This window comes from Helicobacter mustelae (assembly GCF_900476215.1).
Classification (GTDB): Bacteria; Campylobacterota; Campylobacteria; order Campylobacterales; family Helicobacteraceae; genus Helicobacter_H; species Helicobacter_H mustelae.
Genome location: NZ_LS483446.1, coordinates 1,087,597 through 1,104,077 on the forward strand (window position 1 = coordinate 1,087,597; position 16,481 = coordinate 1,104,077).

Below are 16,481 nucleotides of genomic sequence, written 5' to 3' on the forward strand. Positions count from 1 at the left end.
CTCACTTTTCATGCACATCGATGCGCTTGGGGGCAGATTCTTCATCTTGCACAGGATGATGATAGATCTCCCATTTTGTAGCGATAATCTCACTTTTGCGCACTAGCATATTATAAAATACAACAGAAGGAATTGCCACAATAAGCCCCATGGCCGTAGCCTTGAGAGCAAGTGCTAGACCCTTCATAATCTCTGAGGTATCATTCACAGAAGAACCGCTGATGCCAATAAAAGTCAGCATAATCCCAGCAACCGTCCCCAAAAGTCCAACATAAGGAGCATTGGAACCAATGGTTGCAATCAAAGTCAAACGCCTGTGCAAATCTAGCTCCAACTCCCTTTTATCCTTGTAATCATCCACTCGCACCGTGGCATAAAACCAAATGCGCTCAATCCCTATGCTAATTACAATTACCGATAAAAACATCAAGAATCCAAGAATCCCATAATCCACCCATTCTTTCATCATAACCCCTTTGTATAATTTTTCATATTTGCACGCGCCTCTTTTTCCAGCATCTTTCTTTTGATGCTCTCTCGTTTATCATGCAAATTCTTGCCTCTTACAAGAGCGATTTCAAGCTTTGCATGATTCCTAGCATTAAAATAAATCTTTAGCGGCACGATGCTTAGACCCTGCTGAGAAACCGCGCCAAAAAGCCTATCAATCTGCCTGCGGTGCAGCAAGAGCTTGCGAGGACGGGTTTCATTTGGCTTATAATACAAATATGTTGTCTCCAAATAGGAAATATGCGCGCCAAACATAAACATCTCGCCCTTCACGACCTTCACAAAACTATCTTTGAGATTCACCCTACCCTTGCGCAGTGCCTTGACCTCAGAGCCCAACAAAACAATGCCCGCCTCCAAACTCTCCAAAATCTCATAATCAAAAAATGCCTTTTTATTGCGTGCAATGATGTGCATCACTCCTCCTTATCCTAAAAAAGCTACTGCCACTGCCGCTAAAAAACCACTCTCTACCCAGGCCCGCCTCAATCTCTGCCAATCCCGGATATTCTGAGAGAGCAGGGGCTAGCAGGTCATTGAGAGATGTGCGAGTAAAACTCTCCAAAATCTCACGACTCTTAATGTCAGAGAGCTCTTTAGAGTCTTTTATCATAGATTTCTCCACGCTGGATTTTTTTATCCCGTGCTTTTGGGATTTTTGCCAGGTATCATAGGCTTGGTAGACTCTTTTGGTCTCACAAGAAAACTCCGGAGTGAAAATCTCAAAATCTAGCTCTTCTTCCTCATACACCATCACACAATCACCAATCCCACTGACATTCGCACTCCCACAACCCATCGCAAAAAAACTCACATCCGCTCCCACTTCCCTGGCCACACAAAGCAGCTGCTCTGGCCTGAGATCAAAATATGCCCGATTGAGCGCATGAAGCAACACCCCCGCATCCGCACTCCCCCCGCCAAGCCCAGCTTTTGTGGGGATGTTTTTCTCCACCTCAATCTCCAAAAAATCCAAAATCCTAGCATCTTTGTTTTGAGTGCTGAGCATCATTTTGAGTGAAATTATAGCCTTATAAATGGTATTTTGCTGTATTTCACAATCAAAATTTCCCCGCAAAGCAAAGCCACTCCCCTCGCGCACCTCCATGACATCACGCAATCCTCCTTGCACCAAGCAAAAACGAGAAACCAAATGATGATAGCCCAGCACATCCTGCCCTAAAATCTTCAAAAAAACATTGACTTTGGGAAAAACATCAAGAATCAAATTTCTTCCTTAGTGCCTGAAATGCTTCCCCAATGCATCAAAGACATCCATTCCTGGCTCTGCCACTGCCTTTTGGTTTTCTTGTTCGATAGCCCTTTTGAGCTCTGCACGCAAAATCAATGTATCTGCTGGTGCTTCAAATCCTAGCTTCACGCTGCCTCGATCCACAGAAATCACCTTCACAACGATATTGTCACCAATCACAATACTTTCTTCGATTTTTCTGGATAAAATCAGCACTTATAAATCCTATTTTGTAAATAATGCATCTCACCATCTTTTTTAACCTCAATTATAGAGAAAAAATCTTCAAAATTAGCTACATAAATGCCAAAATTTACATTTTTTATGCAAAGCTTCTTGCCATGAAAAATCGCATTTTTCCACTCTTTATCTTGATAGGGAAAGAGTGGAAATTGCAGTAAATCTAGGGGATTTAGGATTTTCTCCCCCCTATCTTCTTGCAGGGTCACCCCTGCCTCTTCTCTGCGCTCTAGCATGCACAATGCCCCACTCACCCCAAGCCTTTGTGCGATAAGCTCTCCGATGCTGCGCACATACGCTCCCTTGCTCACCCTCACCTCAAAGCTCACAAAGGGATGCTCATAGCCCAAAAATTTGCTATCAAAAATCTCCATTTCACACTGCGGCAGGGAAAAATCTAAATTTTTGCGCGCAAGATCATAAGCACGCCTACCCTGGATACGCTTGGCAGAAAATCTCGGAGGCTCATAGGAGATCTTTCCTCTCAAAGACTCAACAATCTCACGCACAAGCATGGCATCAAAGGGAGGTAGAACTTGGATCTGAGAAATATTCTCAATATCTAGACTCCTGCTAGATGCACCAAGCCACAGCACCCCGCGATAGAGTTTTGAGCCCTGCAAATAGGGAAAAATCTTGGTATATTGCCCAAATGCCACAATCATCAATCCCTTGGCAAATGGATCCAATGTACCCAAATAGCCGCCACTTTTTTGCTGGTATTTTTTTTTCAAGTAGGAGAGATATTGATTGGAGCTCATAAATATCGGCTTATAGGCCAGTAGCAATACATTCTGCATGAAAAATCTTTATGCCAAATTTTTGTGCTTTTCCCATGCTTCAAACAAAGAGTACAGGGCCTTGAAGCGATGAGAAATCTGATTTTTTTGATGAGGGGATAGTTCGGCCATCCTTTGACTCATCCCCAGAGGCTCAAATAGACTATCATAGCCAAATCCCCACTCCCCTCTTTCATAATCATGCACAACTCCTAGGCATTCCCCTTGGGCATGCAGATTTATAAGCCTCCCTTGATAATTCCCATAGAGCACTGCTGCGCAGACAAAGCGAGCGGGTGAACTTGCAAGATTCTTTTTTTGCAGTGCAGAAATGAGATGGGCGCGATTGATGGCATCATTCTCTTCTTGCACATTCAGAGGATCTAAACTGGCATATCGCGCACTATAAACCCCAGGCATTCCATCTAGTGCATCCACACAAATCCCACTATCATCACTCAAGACCAAAACATCTTTTTTTTCCTTCAATGCCTCAAAGATTCCCACGGCCTTGAGCCTGGCATTGCCCAAAAAATCCTTGGCACTCTCTTCTATCTCTTGCTCTATCCCCATTTCTTTCTTGCCAAGCACCTCATATTCCTCTCCCAAAATCTCTTTAATTTCCCTGATTTTTCCCACATTTTGGCTGGCTATGACAATTTTGATTTTTTGCATCTTACCTCATTCCTTCAAAACTCTTTTGGGTATAATACTCACAAAATTTAAGGATTGGAATGTCGCGGCAAATTTTCTTGCTTGTCATCATTATTAGCATTCGATTTTTCGGGCTTTTCATCGTCTTGCCCGTGATCTCTTTATATGCACAAAGCTTTGAAAACATCTCTGCTTTGATGGTGGGGCTCATTATCGGGGGAGCCTATCTCACACAGCTTTTGTTTCAGACTCCTTTGGGAATTTTAAGCGATCGCTACAATCGCAAAATCATCATTTTCATAGGGCTTGCAATCTTTTTGCTCGGCTCTGTAATCTGCGCATTTGCAAAAACCCCAGAGTGGCTGGTAGTCGGCAGACTCATCCAGGGGATGGGCGCAGTGGGAGGGATTGTGAGCGCACAAATCACTGACATCACCCGCGAAGAGCAGCGCACCAAAGCAATGGCAGTCATGGGGGGCTGCATCTTTGCAAGCTTCATCCTAGCCATGATCGTTGGGCCCATCATCGGCGGGCATATCGGAGCTTCCTGGCTTTTTGGGATCACTGCTTTGTTTACTTTTTGCTCCATCCTTCTTCTCTACAAAGTCCCACAAAGCCCAAAACTCACCTATTCTTTTGACACCAAAGAAAATACTCCAAAAGAAACACGAAACAAAAATCTCTGGATTATGAACCTTAGCTCCTTTTTGGAAAAGGCACTCATGACTTTGGTGTTTGTGGTCGTTCCGCTGATTTCTTTTGATCATTTCCACATCATCGAACAGGATTTGTGGAAAATCTATGTCCCAAGCGCAATCCTCGCCATCTTTGCCATGGGCCCTGCAAGCATCTTGGCAGAAAAATACAATAAGCCAAAGCTTGTGCTCTTCCTTGGCATCTCCTGCTTCTTGCTTGCCTATCTTCTCTTTGCCTATTCTGAAAATATTTTGTGGATGTTTGTTTGCGGGATTTTGATTTTTTTTGTGGGTTTTGCGATGCTAGAGCCCATCATGCAATCCCTAGCTAGCAAATATGCAAAGGCACATCTGCGCGGCAGGGCTCTTGGAAATTTCACTACAGCTTCTTATCTAGGATCTTTTGTAGGCGGGATGTTTGGAGCATTCGCCTATCACCATTTGAATTTTCGAGTTTTGGCCTGGATGATTGCTGTGCTCTGCATCCTATGGATTGGCATCATCTTCTTCTTGCGCCCCCCACAAAAACAAAAAAATCTCTACCTCCCGCTGGAGGAAAATCTAAGAAAGATCCTCTCTCTCATCGGAGGGCTGCAGGGTGTCATCGAGGTTTATATCAATGAAGGTGAAAAAATCCTGATCATCAAGTATGACACAGACCTCATCCATGCCGAGCAACTAGAGCAACAAATCTCAGAATTAGGAAAATCCCATGGAAAAATATCAAATTAGCAAAAAAATTCTCAATACCGTAGGAAGAACCAATGCAAAATACAATCTCATCAATGAGGGCGACAAGGTGTTGCTTGGGCTTAGCGGCGGGAAAGACTCCATCTTGCTTGCCTGCATTTTGGAGCGCATGCAACGCCACGCCCCTTTTAAGTTTGAATTCAAAGCAGTGACCATCCATTATGGACTGGGTGAGGACTTCTCCTATCTCACAGAGATTTGCCAGCGCCAGGGCATCCCTCATGAAATCTATCACACAAGCATCGCAGAGACCATACGAGAGAAGCGCAGAGAGGGCAGCTCTTATTGCAGCTTTTGCTCACGCATGCGCAGAGGGGCACTCTATAACAAAGCCAAAGAACTAGGCTACAACAAAGTCGCTATCGCTCATCACCTCGATGATGCTGCTGAGAGCTTTTTTATGAATCTCACCTACAACGGCTCCCTGCGCAGCATGCCCCCCATCTATCGCGCAGAAAATGGCATCCAAGTCATCCGCCCACTCATCCACATCAGAGAGCGCCAAAGCATAGATTTTGTGCAATCCCAAAACATCAAAACCGCCCCAGATTGCAACTGCCCCGCCAAGCAGCCAGACTCTGACAAACCCCCCATCGCAAGGCTTGCGACCAAAAACTTTCTTGCAGAACTTGAAAAAGGAAATCCAGAATTTTTCAAATCCCTAAATAATGCTTTCTCCAATCTCCATGCCAACACTTTTAGCGATCCCAATTTTTTGGATCGCTAAATTTTTAGATGACCAAATCCTTGCAAGGGGGCTTGCTTTTGCGAAGTTTTGTACAGAGACTTTTGGCAAGGATGCAAAGACTCTCGTGCAACATAAAGAGGTGTGAGATTTTTAAAAAGCACAAAAATCAAAGCATAAAGATTTTTACATAGAGACGCGAGGGAATTTGGCAGGGGCACACCCACAAAAAATCCCACAAAATCTCGCAAAAAAGAAGTTCCAAAGATCAATCAAAGGGATTTCAACAACAAGAACACCAAAAATCAAGCGAGAAAGTTTTAAAATCAAGTGAGAGAAATTTCTAACAAACTAGATTAATCCAATGAGTTCTTTGGCTTTTTTATACGTCACAGATGCGATTTGGCGGGCGCGATCCCTACCTTCACTCAAGATTTTTTCGACATAGCCCATGTCATTTGCCAATTCCTTATATCGCTGCTTTATGGGCGTGAGCGCAGAGATTACTAGCTCTGCAACTTCTTTTTTCAAATCCCCATACCCCTTGCCATCAAAATGCCTCTCAATAGCATCACGAGAAAGTCCACTAAAAGTCTCATACATGCACAAAAGATTATAAACTCCTGGGCGATTTTCATCAAAAGCGATGATTCCCTCAGAATCCGTGGTGGCCTTTTTGAATTTCTTGAGAATTTCCTCTGGCGTATCCATCAAAAAAATCGCATGATTAGCCCCGGTGTGAGATTTACTCATCTTCACGCTAGGATCATCTAACCCCATCACCCTAGCTCCGATTTTGGGGATCATGGGCTCTGGGATCTTAAAGCATTCTCCAAAATCGCGATTGAATTTTTGGGCAACATTACGCGTGAGCTCTAGATGCTGTTTTTGATCCTCGCCAACTGGTACAAGATCTGCCTGGTAGAGCAAGATATCTGCTGCCATCAATGCGGGATAGTTAAACAGTCCCACATTGATATTTTTGGGATTTTTTTGGGATTTGTCCTTGTATTGAGTCATGCGACTCATTTCTCCCATTGCGATATTGCAATCCAAAATCCAAGCAAGCGCTGGGTGTTCCTCCACTTCACTCTGAATAAAAATATGGGATTTTTTTGGATGAATCCCGCAGGCCAAAAGCATATTGGCAAGCTCATAGGTCTTTCCTCTAAGCTCTTTGGGATCTTGGGTGGTGGTGATGGCATGAGAATTTACAATGCAAAAAATATTTTCAAATTGCTCCTCTAAATCCACCCAATTTCTCACTGCGCCTAGGTAATTGCCTAGATGGATTTTCCCTGTAGGCTGGATCCCTGAAAAAACACGTTGCATCTGCATCACTCCTTGGAATTTTCTAAAACCTAGATTATATCCATTTTCCCACATTTTCTTTATGAGCCTTTCTTTATTCCTCAAGTTTTTTTGGCTAAAATACGCAAACTTAATTCCAAATAAATGGGAGTTTTTCATGATTAGCACTCTTTTTATTTTACAAATCATTTTGACAATCCTCATTGTCATCATTGTATTAATGCAAAAAAGTTCTAGCATCGGGCTAGGCGTTTATAGCGGTAGCAATGAGTCGCTTTTTGGCGCGAAGGGCCCAGCGGGATTTCTAGCAAAGCTCACCTTTTTTCTAGGCATCCTCTTTCTAATCAATACTGTCTCTCTAGGCTATCTCTACAACAAAGATTATGGGAGAAGCATCACAGATAATGTGGAGAAAAAAAGCCTCATTCCACAAAATCCATTCGAAAATAAATTACAACTTCCCGCCACGCCAAGTGCGCCATTACTTCAAAAAAAGGAACAAAAATGACACAGGAAATTTTCCAACACACCAAAACCCACATGGACAAGAGCATTGATGCGCTCAAGCGGGATTTTCTCACATTGCGCAGCGGCAAGGTTTCTGTAAACATTTTAGACAATGTCAAGGTGGATTATTATGGCACGCCCACTCCCCTCAATCAAGTGGGATCTGTGATTGCACAAGATGCCACCACCATTCTTATCACCCCCTGGGAAAAAAATCTCCTCAAAGACATCGAGCGAGCCATCCAAGAGGCCAACATCGGAGTAAATCCCAATAATGATGGAGAGACCATCAAGCTCTTTTTTCCTCCCATGACCCAAGAGCAGCGCAAAGAAATCGCAAAAGACACTAAGGCAATGGGGGAGAAGGCAAAGATTGCTATCCGCAACATCCGTCAAGATTCCAACAACCAGATCAAAAAACTCGAAAAAGACAAGAGCATCACGGAGGATGAAAGCAAAAAGGCCCATGACACCATCCAAAAATACACCGATGAATATGCCAAAAAAATCGATGAAATGGTCAAGCACAAAGAAGACGAAGTCATGAAGGTGTGAGGGAGGATGGGATGAAACTGGATATCGAGCAGTATTACAAAGATGCAAACGCACTTTTAAAGGGGCATTTCCTCCTTAGTAGCGGAAATCACTCCGATACGTATTTGCAATCTGCAAAGGTGTTAGAAGATCCAAAAATCGCAGAGATCCTAGCCCAGTCCCTTGCTAAACAAGTCAAGGATTATGGACTAGAGATTGATTGCATCTGCTCTCCTGCACTTGGAGGGATCTTGGCAGGATATGAGCTAGCCAGAGCACTTGGGGTGCGATTTATCTTTACAGAGCGCGTAGATGGCAAGATGACCCTGCGCCGTGGCTATTCCCTAAAAAAAGGAGAGAGGGTGCTGGTGTGTGAGGACATTATCACCACGGGGGGCTCTGCACTAGAAGCAGCCCAATGCATCAAGGACCAAGAGGGAGTGGTGGTGGCATTTGCTGGTCTTGCTAATCGAGGATTTTGCAAGCGCGTAGGAAGCGGGCTTAACAAAAAAGTCGAATGCAAGCTCCCTGATGATGCGCCATTATTTGCACTAGAGGATTTTGTCTTTGAGATGTATGAGCCAGAGAATTGTCCTCTGTGCAAAGCTGGATCCAAGCCCATCAAGCCTGGCAGCAGGGACAATAAACTTGTTTAAAACCACTTTGCAAAAAGCCCTCATCCTTCCTCGCATCAAAGCCTTTGTCACAGATTTGTTTATGATCTACACCCCCATCCTTTATGTGATGACTTATTTTGTGCTAGATGGAGCCAAATCCTTTCAAAACAATCAGAGTGCGATCTTTTTGTGCGTCTTTTTGTATGGGATGATTAGCTCCAGCTTCCTGGCCACAAAGGCTCAAACCCCAGGCTTTAAGTATGCACAAATCAAACTCATTGATCTAAGAGGGGGGAATGTTGGTTTTTTGAGGGCATTTGCGCGCTTCTTGCTCTGGCTTTTGTCCATGGCGCTTGTGATTGGTTTTGTTTTCCCATTTTTTACAAGAAATCACCAATGCCTGCATGATGTGCTCTGCAAAACAAAAATCATCCTCCAGCCAAGAGATCTAACTGCTAAAGAATCTGGCGCCAAAGATGAGGCCAGAAGCTCTAGTGCTACTAAGAATCCCAATGCTCCTAGCAAGGATTCTACCACATCAAATCTCAAGGCCAAAAATCCCAAAAACAAAGGCTCCAAAAATCCCAAAACAGCTGCAAAAAACTTCTAAAACCTTAAAAATTTATCTACCCTTAATCTTTCTTTAGCTAGAATCCAAAACCTGCTATTTTGTTTGAAGGATTCATTATGGAGAACCGTCTTTTTACCTTTGCTAGTCTCATTAGCCATGATCATGATTTTATCATTGGCTTTTATACCGTGCTATGCGCGATTCTGACTATTTTTATCAGCAGACTTGCCACAAGAAAGATGCAGATTGTACCCACTGGTTTGCAAAATGTCTATGAAACGATTATTGAAGGAATCTTACACATCGCTAAGGATGTGATTGGGGAGCAAAATGCCAGGAAATATTTTCCTCTTGCAGGGAGCCTAGCAATTTTTATCTTTTTCTGCAATATGATTGGGATCATCCCAGGATTTGAATCCCCCACTGCCAATTGGAATTTCACTCTGGTACTCGCCCTCATTGTATTTTTTTATTATCACTTTGAGGGGATCAGGGCACAGGGCTTCATCCATTACTTTGCGCATTTTATGGGTCCTATGAAGATCCTTGCTCCCTTGATGTTTCCTATTGAAATCATCTCCCATCTCTCGCGTATCATCTCGCTTGCATTCCGTTTGTTTGGGAATATCAAGGGCGATGATATGTTTTTGCTTGTCATGCTGATGCTTGTACCCTGGCTTGCGCCTATTGCACCCTTCTTCATCCTCTTGTTTATGGCGGTTTTGCAGGCCTTTGTATTCATGATTTTGACCTATGTTTATCTCGCAGGGGCCATTCTCATCCAAGAAGAAGATAGTCTCTGATGTCTGACAACCTACAAAGATTTTTGAAAATTTTGGAAGTTTTTGTGGGGGTTTTCTTTGGCATGGCCATTTTTGGCGCGGTTTTCCTATTCTTTTTCTTCTCTTATTTGGGGGTGTTTATTAGCCTCATTTTTGCCATCCTTTGCTTTTGCTTCTTTGTATTTTTTAGTCTAATGACACAGTCCCTGATTTTCCTGCTCAAAAAATAATCTGGCATATTTTTTGCTTCATTTGCACAAAACCAAAAGGCTTATGATGCAAATCAAAAACACCCTCTTCAAAATTTTTACCAAAAAATACCACTTCAAGAAACCAAGAAATTTTTTTGATATAGAGGGTTTGGATGGAGATATCTTCACCCCCTCCATGGCATATCAAAAAATCCAAAATCTCCAACCCAAAGAAGAGTATTTTAAAGATAAGGATTCTTTCTTGCATTTTACTAATAGACTAGAATCTGACAATCTCATCGATGGCAACGAAAAAATCGCCCTACACTTTCTTGCCCAAAAATCCCCCCATCTAGACATGCAATCCTTTGATAGTCTCTCAAAACACAGTCAAATCAATCAAAAGATGCAAAAAATCCTGGAAAGCTCCATCCGCAAGCTCGCCATGATCGAATACATCACTTCACATTCCGCGCAGGGATGAGCTGATAGGAGAGTGCATACTCTCTCCCCACCTGCCCGATATTCTCTAGCCCAAATTCAAAATTCTCTCTTTGCAGCTCCTCTGCACAAAACAACTCCTTAGCCTCTAGCAGCAGAGTTTTGGAAAATTTCCCAATTTCTAGCAAATCATAAAAATCACACATAAAAGCCAGCCTCACACCCTGCACGATGGGCGGATAACCCTCAATCACGGCCTGCATGGGAATACCCAAAAGAGCCGCTTCGCTAATATTTGCATCCAACTCCCTAGCGCTTTTGTGCATCGCGCCAAGATGAATACCCTCACAGATGCAAATGGTAGCCCTTTTGCTTTGGAGGATATTTCTAAGGCTGTCTTTTGGATCTCCATTGCTTTTGGAATAAAAGCAGATCGAAAATACAATGGGCTCACTGCTCACAGGAGCAAAAAAGCTAAAGGGAGCCAGATTCACCACCCCCTCCTCGCTCACTGAGACAATCCAAGCAATAGGCCTTGGAGTGATGGCATTATCCAAGATCCTAAGCTTTGCAAGAGAGCTAATCTGCTCAAGCTTGATTTGCATCTAGCACCTCTGGAGTCTTTGAAATTGTTCTTTTATCGCAGAAATGACTTCCTCTGGCTTTATCTCCCTCATGCAGGCATGATGCTTTAGGGGACATTCGCGCTGCTTGCAGGGCGCACAAGAAACATGCTTATTGAAAATGATGGCATTTTCTGTCTTCCAGGGCAGAGTGGTAGGAGGAGTGGGACCAAAAAACACAATCAATGGAGTATCCAGCGCTGCGGCAATCTGTGTGGGACCACTATCATTACCGATGAATAAATCTAGCCCTGCTAAGACATCCACAAGCTCTGTGATGCTAGTCTTTCCACTCATGTCATGCAGCAATTCCTTGGGATAAGAAGGGTCTTTTTGCTTGAGCAGAGCGATGATTTTTTGATTGAGCATGGATTCTGCGCTAGATCCAAGCAACAAAACCCTACATTTTTGCTCTAGCAAAAATGTAATCACCTCTGCAAAATATTCCCTAAGCCAAGCCTTCGCACTACCATAAGCCGCTCCAGCACCTATGCCAACGACCCTGCAAGGCAAAGATGGAGTCAAAAAATCTTTTTGCATAGGCTCACTGATAAGTCGCATTTTGCCAGCATCTTGAGAGATCTCAAGGCATTGGAGCAGCTGCATATAACTCAAAACCTGATGCTGCGTGCTTTGTTTTTTGATTGCATCTGTGAGCAAAAATCGACGCAAAAAGCCACAAAATCCTATGCGCCTTTTACTGCGGGTGAAATACAAAAGCAGCGCGGGATAAAAATGATTGGCAAAGGTGATTGCAAGATCACAGGCTCCAATCTCGCGTGCCAGAATCATCGTAGCAAAAAAGCGAGAAAAAGCCTGCTTGGAGCGATCGACAAACACCTCCTCCACGCGCGCATCGCGCCTATACAAATCACAAACTGCTGCATTTCCCACGATGACAAATTTGGCATCCTGGTATTTTTTTTTGAGTGCCTCAAAGGCAGGAGTGAGCATCACACCATCCCCAACCCAATTGGGCAATCGCAACAAAATCCTCATTTTTCCCTCAGAAATTTGATTTTTTTCCCATAATAATACACAAAAAAGTAGGTAAAATTAAGAAGTTGTATTCTTTAATTTTGGAGTTTAGAATGTTAGTTACACCCCGCACATTGAGCGGCTTTCGCGATCATTTGCCCAAAGAAGCCATCGCCAAAGAGAAGCTGCTTAAAAAGGTCACTCAAGTATTTGAAAGCTTTGGCTTTGTTCCCATTGAGACACCCCATATGGAATATGCTGAGGTTTTGATTAAACAGGGCAGCAAGGAAATCCAAAAAGAGCTCTACCGCTTCCAAGATCACGGAGGCAGGGATGTGGCGCTGCGCTTTGATCAAACCGTACCATTGGCGCGATTCATCTCTCAATACAGAAACGAGCTGCCCCTACCCTTCAAGCGCTATGTCGTGGGAAATGTATTTCGTGGGGAGCGCGCACAGAGGGGGCGATATCGCGAATTCACGCAATGTGATTTTGATTTCATCGGCAGCAATTCCATCGCCTGTGATGCTGAGATTATTCAGGTGATCTATGCCTCGATGCTAAGCCTTGGAATTGAGGATTTTACTATTTGGCTCAATCATAGAAGCATCCTCAATGGCATTTGCCAATATTTTGGGATCAAAGAAGAGACAGACATCCAAAATGCTCTGCGCATCATCGATAAGATAGATAAAATTGGCCCAGAGGGAGTGAGCGCCGAGCTCAAAGAAGCCCTAAGACTCACAGACAAGACTATTGAGGCATTGCTAAAAACCACAAGCATCAAGCAAACCCAGGATAAAGAAGAATTTTTCGCAGAAATTGCTCCAATGAAACAATGGAATGCAGAGCTGAAAAAGGGGATTGAAGAGCTAGAGCAGATGTATCAAATCCTCCAAGATCTAGAAATGGACAAAAGCTCCTACCGTGTGAATTTTAGCATTGCTAGGGGACTTGCCTACTACACAGGAATTATCTATGAAACCACTATCACTCGCCTAAAATCCCTTGGCAGCGTATGCTCTGGAGGGAGGTATGACAATCTCACCAAAACATTTTCCAAAGAAAGCATGAGTGGTGTGGGCGCATCCATCGGACTTGATCGTCTGTTGGTGGGGCTAGAAGATCTGGGACTTTTGAGTCAAAAATCCACCACTGCAAGGATTCTCATCATCTGCACCAATGAAAAATACCTCTCCCTTGCGCATCGCATAGCAGAATCTTTCCGCCGCAGCGAAGTGAATACAGAGGTTTATCCCGAAATTACAAAACTCAAAAAACAACTCTCTTATGCTGATCAAAAGGGACATGAATTTAGCGTGATTATCGGCGAGGAAGAATACAAAAATAGAGCCCTCACACTAAAAAATATGACCACGGGCATACAGCTAGACTGTCTAAGCTTTCTCAAAGCACTTGAGATTATCAAATCCTAACCCCCTAAATTTTTTGGGGGAAAACCAAACCGCCATGGTTTTGGAATAGCAGTCTTTTGAAGCACAAGCACGCAAATTCTAAAACCCTAGCACAAAATCTAAAAAATCTAAAATCTCCACAAATCCTAAAAACAAATTTGCAAAATTCCGATGCTACGTGAGCGGGTGATTTTTGGAGACAGCGCTCTTGGGCTGCGCTTTTTGTGAGAGTAGGAATCCTCTGCAAAATTTAATTTATCTAAGCGAACTTGTTAGCAAATCAAGAATTTGTCAAGCAAGCTAAAGAAAGAGAGTTCCCTCTCCTCATTTCTAGCGATACACAATCATCCTTCCTCTCCCATGAAGCTCCCTTGCATGGGAGAGGAATGCTCGCATGACTATTGCAGAGGGATAATGAACAAGGTCAAACATTTGCAATGTTGCGATTATAAAACATTTAATAACTAGTAATTTTTTATTTTTAAAATTAAGCTTATTTTAAAAATAAAAAATTATAGTGATGCTAAAGCCTTAAATACAAAGATTTAAATAAGACTGTGATTTAGGTAAGGTGGGAGGGGAAACATAATTTAAATAGATATAGGTGTTTTTATGCAGGAGTTCTTTCAAACAAGTTATACAGCCATTGCAGGCAAAACACAGCAAGAGAATATTTTAGGAGTTGGGACCCATCAGTATTGTGTTTCTACGGAGTATTTTCACCATTCATTGTTGCTTTTAGAATTTCTTCTTGAAGCCAAAAATAAAGAACAAATTCAGAACTTTTTGCATAACAATTGCATAAACCCCCACATATTTCAAGAACTTAAAGAGCATAAACTTATCACATCTTCTTGGAAAATTATCCCGGAAGAAAAAAATCACCTCTATCTCGATCTACTTGTGGATCCTCTAGATGTCACTGTGGAGAATTTCCATAAAACAGTTTTTATAATTATGGGTTGTGGTGGCATTGGAAATTTTTTAAGTTATGCTATAGCAAGCTATTCGCCTCATAAGATCATTCTCATTGATAGAGATAATATAAGTGAAAGTAATCTGAATCGTCAATTTATGTTTTCTAAAGATTCATTAAATCTTCCAAAAACTGAAATCTTGACTACAGAGCTGCAGAAAAGATTTAGAGTAAACATAGAAAGTTTTTACGAGTTTACTACAACAGAGCTTTTAGAAAATATAGTTGCCAATCATAGCTCATACAATATTTTAGGCATTGTTTCAGGGGATGATCACCATATTCTAGAGATAACAGCCAAGGTGTTTTGTAAAGCCAAAGTACCTTTTCTCAATGTAGGTTATCTCAATGACATTTCCCTCATTGGCCCTTTTTATATTCCGAATATTTCTTGCTGCCCGTTCTGTCATAACAGTTTTTCACTAGAGCAAACCCATCTAGAAGATCCAAAAATACAAGCAATTATGGATAGGATTAACAATCGCGCGCAAGCTCCATCGAGTTTCATCAATAATGCTCTTGCTTTGGCTATGTCAGATATCATCCAGTATATGGCCCATCAGTTGGAAAATATCAAATCCATAAACTGTCGTTTTGGGATGGATAACAATACTTTTGAACCATGCACTCTTGCTTCTAGCTTGGATGCAAATTGCGCTTATTGCCAACATGCCTCTTAAAAGAAATATCCTCGTCTATTATGCAAGCATCTTGACTGCCATAAGCGCGCAAGCCCTGCCCCATGCCATTTTGACGCCATTATTGCTGGCCAAAGGGCTGTCTTTGGCTGAAATCATGTGGGTGCAGGCCACCTACAGTATGGCAATGCTGCTCGCAGAATATCCCAGCGGAGTGCTAGCCGATCTCATGGCACGCAAGAGATTATTCCTGCTCTCTAAACTCGTGCTCATGTGTAGCTTTAGCATCATCTGGCTATGTGAAGGCCTTACATGGATGCTTCTAGCCTGGGCGCTCTATGGGCTAGCCAGTGCGCTAGATTCGGGCACCATAGATGCGAGCCTCATCAATGCGATCAAAGAGCAAAAGGCCAATTTATCCAGATTTTTTGCCATCGATAAGCAGCTGCGCTTTGCTGGCATGATCCTAGGCAGTGTATTGGGCTCATTTCTGTATGTGCGATATGGGGCCTCTGTGTACATCATGGGTTTGCTATTGCTTGCACTCTGCATGATCATCGTGTTTTTAGGCTTCAAAGAGGGAGAAGTCCTAGTACATAGCAAGAGCCTAGAATTGTTAAAAAGACATATCAAAGAGGGCTTTTTAGAACTAGGCCAAAAGCCACACTTAAAAAAGCTTATGATTTGTAGCCTAGTGTTGCAGGTATTTTTTCAGACACATTTTCAGCTCTGGCAGGCATATTTTCTCGCCAAAGATATTGCCACTTCGCATTTATTTTATTTTTATGTGGGCTTTCAAATTCTAGGAGTGTTGATCCACTTCATCCCAGCCACTTCCGCAGTATCCAAAAAATCTTGGATCCTTCTAGCCGGTCTGCCCTTGATCTTAGGGCTTCTTAGTTCTGTGCCCATAGTATTCATTGCATTGTATGCGCTCGTGGTTGCGATCTTTAGCTGGATTGCTTATTGTGTGGATTATCATTTTTCGCTATGCGTTTCAAAGCAAAAAATTTCAAGCCTCATCTCATTAAAGTCTAGCATTTCGCGTCTTGCCTCTGTAGCAATTTTGATTTTAAGCAGCGCTGAGCTAGCTTTTGTGTCTGTAGGCTATGTTGTAGTGTGGCACTTTTTGCTGGCCTTAGTTGCAGTGGCATTCCTTTTGAAATGGACGAACCTACAAAGCATTGGCAATAAACCTAGCTAAAAAAGAGCTCACCCAATAAGGGATTTTCATGTGTGATGGCATCACCAAAGTTTTAACACGGGGGCAGAGTTTTTACGCGGTGCTTTTGTCTTCAAACTCATAGACTCCATAATCCTAGCTGCCATAAT

General features: G+C 42.7%; 20 protein-coding genes. 11 read left to right on the forward strand and 9 right to left on the reverse strand.

Going from position 1 to position 16,481, the window contains the following annotated elements; translation table 11 throughout:
• Window position 1 precedes the first annotated feature (1 nt).
• The 6 genes from exbB to DQN48_RS05055 are packed head-to-tail and all read right to left on the reverse strand — an operon-like array spanning window position 2 to window position 3,456.
• Window positions 2–466 carry a TonB-system energizer ExbB gene (exbB, locus tag DQN48_RS05030; protein WP_013023280.1) on the reverse strand — a complete coding sequence of 155 codons (465 nt, stop codon included), beginning with the start codon at window positions 464–466 and terminating at the stop codon, window positions 2–4.
• Entirely contained in the window at window positions 466–927 is a 462-nt protein-coding gene (gene smpB / locus DQN48_RS05035; protein WP_013023281.1) for an SsrA-binding protein SmpB, read from the reverse strand. Before smpB ends, exbB begins: the two co-directional genes overlap by 1 nt.
• Window positions 905–1,738, reverse strand: a complete 834-nt coding sequence (locus DQN48_RS05040; RefSeq protein ID WP_013023282.1) for a 4-(cytidine 5'-diphospho)-2-C-methyl-D-erythritol kinase — start codon at window positions 1,736–1,738, stop codon at window positions 905–907. Before DQN48_RS05040 ends, smpB begins: the two co-directional genes overlap by 23 nt.
• A 9-nt stretch (window positions 1,739–1,747) precedes the next feature.
• Window positions 1,748–1,978 carry a carbon storage regulator gene (locus DQN48_RS05045; RefSeq protein ID WP_013023283.1) on the reverse strand — a complete coding sequence of 77 codons (231 nt, stop codon included), beginning with the start codon at window positions 1,976–1,978 and terminating at the stop codon, window positions 1,748–1,750.
• Window positions 1,972–2,802 (reverse strand): pseudouridine synthase family protein, encoded by an 831-nt coding sequence (gene truB, locus DQN48_RS05050; protein WP_041913156.1) that lies wholly within the window; start codon window positions 2,800–2,802, stop codon window positions 1,972–1,974. The genes DQN48_RS05045 and truB overlap by 7 nt, the downstream gene beginning before the upstream one ends.
• Window positions 2,803–2,811: 9 nt before the next feature.
• Window positions 2,812–3,456, reverse strand: a complete 645-nt coding sequence (locus DQN48_RS05055; protein WP_013023285.1) for a non-canonical purine NTP pyrophosphatase — start codon at window positions 3,454–3,456, stop codon at window positions 2,812–2,814.
• Between the two features lie 59 nt (window positions 3,457–3,515).
• Here DQN48_RS05055 and DQN48_RS05060 point away from each other — a divergent pair, with 59 nt between their 5' ends.
• Window positions 3,516–4,862, forward strand: coding sequence for an MFS transporter (locus tag DQN48_RS05060; protein WP_013023286.1), 1,347 nt, complete (start codon window positions 3,516–3,518; stop codon window positions 4,860–4,862).
• Window positions 4,843–5,607: a tRNA 2-thiocytidine(32) synthetase TtcA gene (locus DQN48_RS05065; protein WP_013023287.1), complete on the forward strand. Its 765-nt coding sequence runs from the start codon at window positions 4,843–4,845 to the stop codon at window positions 5,605–5,607. Before DQN48_RS05060 ends, DQN48_RS05065 begins: the two co-directional genes overlap by 20 nt.
• Window positions 5,608–5,916: 309 nt before the next feature.
• On the opposite strand, the gene trpS is transcribed toward DQN48_RS05065, so the two are convergent.
• A complete protein-coding gene (gene trpS, locus DQN48_RS05075) occupies window positions 5,917–6,903 on the reverse strand; it encodes a tryptophan--tRNA ligase (RefSeq protein WP_041913354.1) in 987 nt (328 codons plus the stop codon).
• Between the two features lie 130 nt (window positions 6,904–7,033).
• Here trpS and secG point away from each other — a divergent pair, with 130 nt between their 5' ends.
• From secG to DQN48_RS05110, 6 genes are all read left to right on the forward strand, one after another.
• Window positions 7,034–7,384 carry a preprotein translocase subunit SecG gene (secG, locus tag DQN48_RS05080; RefSeq protein WP_013023290.1) on the forward strand — a complete coding sequence of 117 codons (351 nt, stop codon included), beginning with the start codon at window positions 7,034–7,036 and terminating at the stop codon, window positions 7,382–7,384.
• Complete coding sequence (gene frr / locus DQN48_RS05085; protein WP_013023291.1) at window positions 7,381–7,938, forward strand: ribosome recycling factor; 558 nt, start codon at window positions 7,381–7,383, stop codon at window positions 7,936–7,938. The genes secG and frr overlap by 4 nt, the downstream gene beginning before the upstream one ends.
• Before the next feature lie 11 nt (window positions 7,939–7,949).
• Window positions 7,950–8,573, forward strand: coding sequence for an orotate phosphoribosyltransferase (pyrE, locus tag DQN48_RS05090; protein WP_041913157.1), 624 nt, complete (start codon window positions 7,950–7,952; stop codon window positions 8,571–8,573).
• Window positions 8,566–9,144 carry an RDD family protein gene (locus DQN48_RS05095; protein ID WP_013023293.1) on the forward strand — a complete coding sequence of 193 codons (579 nt, stop codon included), beginning with the start codon at window positions 8,566–8,568 and terminating at the stop codon, window positions 9,142–9,144. Before pyrE ends, DQN48_RS05095 begins: the two co-directional genes overlap by 8 nt.
• Window positions 9,145–9,221: 77 nt before the next feature.
• Window positions 9,222–9,908, forward strand: coding sequence for a F0F1 ATP synthase subunit A (locus DQN48_RS05100; protein ID WP_013023294.1), 687 nt, complete (start codon window positions 9,222–9,224; stop codon window positions 9,906–9,908).
• 252 nt (window positions 9,909–10,160) lie between these two features.
• Window positions 10,161–10,562 (forward strand): hypothetical protein, encoded by a 402-nt coding sequence (locus DQN48_RS05110; protein WP_013023296.1) that lies wholly within the window; start codon window positions 10,161–10,163, stop codon window positions 10,560–10,562.
• Here DQN48_RS05110 and DQN48_RS05115 read toward each other — a convergent pair.
• Together DQN48_RS05115 and waaF are read right to left on the reverse strand one after the other, a co-directional pair.
• Window positions 10,537–11,124, reverse strand: coding sequence for a flavin reductase family protein (locus DQN48_RS05115; protein ID WP_013023297.1), 588 nt, complete (start codon window positions 11,122–11,124; stop codon window positions 10,537–10,539). The two genes, DQN48_RS05110 and DQN48_RS05115, sit on opposite strands and share 26 nt — an antisense overlap.
• Window positions 11,125–12,141: a lipopolysaccharide heptosyltransferase II gene (gene waaF, locus DQN48_RS05120; RefSeq protein ID WP_013023298.1), complete on the reverse strand. Its 1,017-nt coding sequence runs from the start codon at window positions 12,139–12,141 to the stop codon at window positions 11,125–11,127.
• Between the two features lie 92 nt (window positions 12,142–12,233).
• On the opposite strand from waaF, the gene hisS reads away from it, so the two are divergent.
• From hisS to DQN48_RS05135, 3 genes are all read left to right on the forward strand, one after another.
• The gene (gene hisS, locus DQN48_RS05125; RefSeq protein ID WP_013023299.1) at window positions 12,234–13,556 is read left to right on the forward strand and encodes a histidine--tRNA ligase; all 1,323 of its coding nucleotides are present in this window, start codon (window positions 12,234–12,236) and stop codon (window positions 13,554–13,556) included.
• 591 nt (window positions 13,557–14,147) lie between these two features.
• On the forward strand, window positions 14,148–15,191 hold the full coding sequence (locus tag DQN48_RS05130) for a ThiF family adenylyltransferase (protein ID WP_013023300.1): 1,044 nt from the start codon (window positions 14,148–14,150) through the stop codon (window positions 15,189–15,191).
• Entirely contained in the window at window positions 15,181–16,353 is a 1,173-nt protein-coding gene (locus DQN48_RS05135; RefSeq protein WP_111713536.1) for an MFS transporter, read from the forward strand. Before DQN48_RS05130 ends, DQN48_RS05135 begins: the two co-directional genes overlap by 11 nt.
• The last annotated feature ends 128 nt before the right edge of the window (window positions 16,354–16,481 follow it).

Excerpts from the sequence above, each read along its gene's own strand:
- DQN48_RS05065 (WP_013023287.1), top strand. The coding sequence starts at position 4,843 with ATGGAAAAATATCAAATTAGCAAAAAAATTCTCAATACCGTAGGAAGA.
- DQN48_RS05060 (WP_013023286.1), top strand. The coding sequence starts at position 3,516 with ATGTCGCGGCAAATTTTCTTGCTTGTCATCATTATTAGCATTCGATTT.
- trpS (WP_041913354.1), bottom strand. The coding sequence starts at position 6,903 with ATGCAGATGCAACGTGTTTTTTCAGGGATCCAGCCTACAGGGAAAATC.
- waaF (WP_013023298.1), bottom strand. The coding sequence starts at position 12,141 with ATGAGGATTTTGTTGCGATTGCCCAATTGGGTTGGGGATGGTGTGATG.
- DQN48_RS05100 (WP_013023294.1), top strand. The coding sequence starts at position 9,222 with ATGGAGAACCGTCTTTTTACCTTTGCTAGTCTCATTAGCCATGATCAT.
- DQN48_RS05115 (WP_013023297.1), bottom strand. The coding sequence starts at position 11,124 with ATGCAAATCAAGCTTGAGCAGATTAGCTCTCTTGCAAAGCTTAGGATC.
- truB (WP_041913156.1), bottom strand. The coding sequence starts at position 2,802 with ATGCAGAATGTATTGCTACTGGCCTATAAGCCGATATTTATGAGCTCC.
- DQN48_RS05110 (WP_013023296.1), top strand. The coding sequence starts at position 10,161 with ATGATGCAAATCAAAAACACCCTCTTCAAAATTTTTACCAAAAAATAC.
- DQN48_RS05135 (WP_111713536.1), top strand. The coding sequence starts at position 15,181 with ATGCCTCTTAAAAGAAATATCCTCGTCTATTATGCAAGCATCTTGACT.
- smpB (WP_013023281.1), bottom strand. The coding sequence starts at position 927 with ATGCACATCATTGCACGCAATAAAAAGGCATTTTTTGATTATGAGATT.
- hisS (WP_013023299.1), top strand. The coding sequence starts at position 12,234 with ATGTTAGTTACACCCCGCACATTGAGCGGCTTTCGCGATCATTTGCCC.
- pyrE (WP_041913157.1), top strand. The coding sequence starts at position 7,950 with ATGAAACTGGATATCGAGCAGTATTACAAAGATGCAAACGCACTTTTA.
- secG (WP_013023290.1), top strand. The coding sequence starts at position 7,034 with ATGATTAGCACTCTTTTTATTTTACAAATCATTTTGACAATCCTCATT.
- frr (WP_013023291.1), top strand. The coding sequence starts at position 7,381 with ATGACACAGGAAATTTTCCAACACACCAAAACCCACATGGACAAGAGC.
- DQN48_RS05130 (WP_013023300.1), top strand. The coding sequence starts at position 14,148 with ATGCAGGAGTTCTTTCAAACAAGTTATACAGCCATTGCAGGCAAAACA.
- DQN48_RS05055 (WP_013023285.1), bottom strand. The coding sequence starts at position 3,456 with ATGCAAAAAATCAAAATTGTCATAGCCAGCCAAAATGTGGGAAAAATC.
- exbB (WP_013023280.1), bottom strand. The coding sequence starts at position 466 with ATGAAAGAATGGGTGGATTATGGGATTCTTGGATTCTTGATGTTTTTA.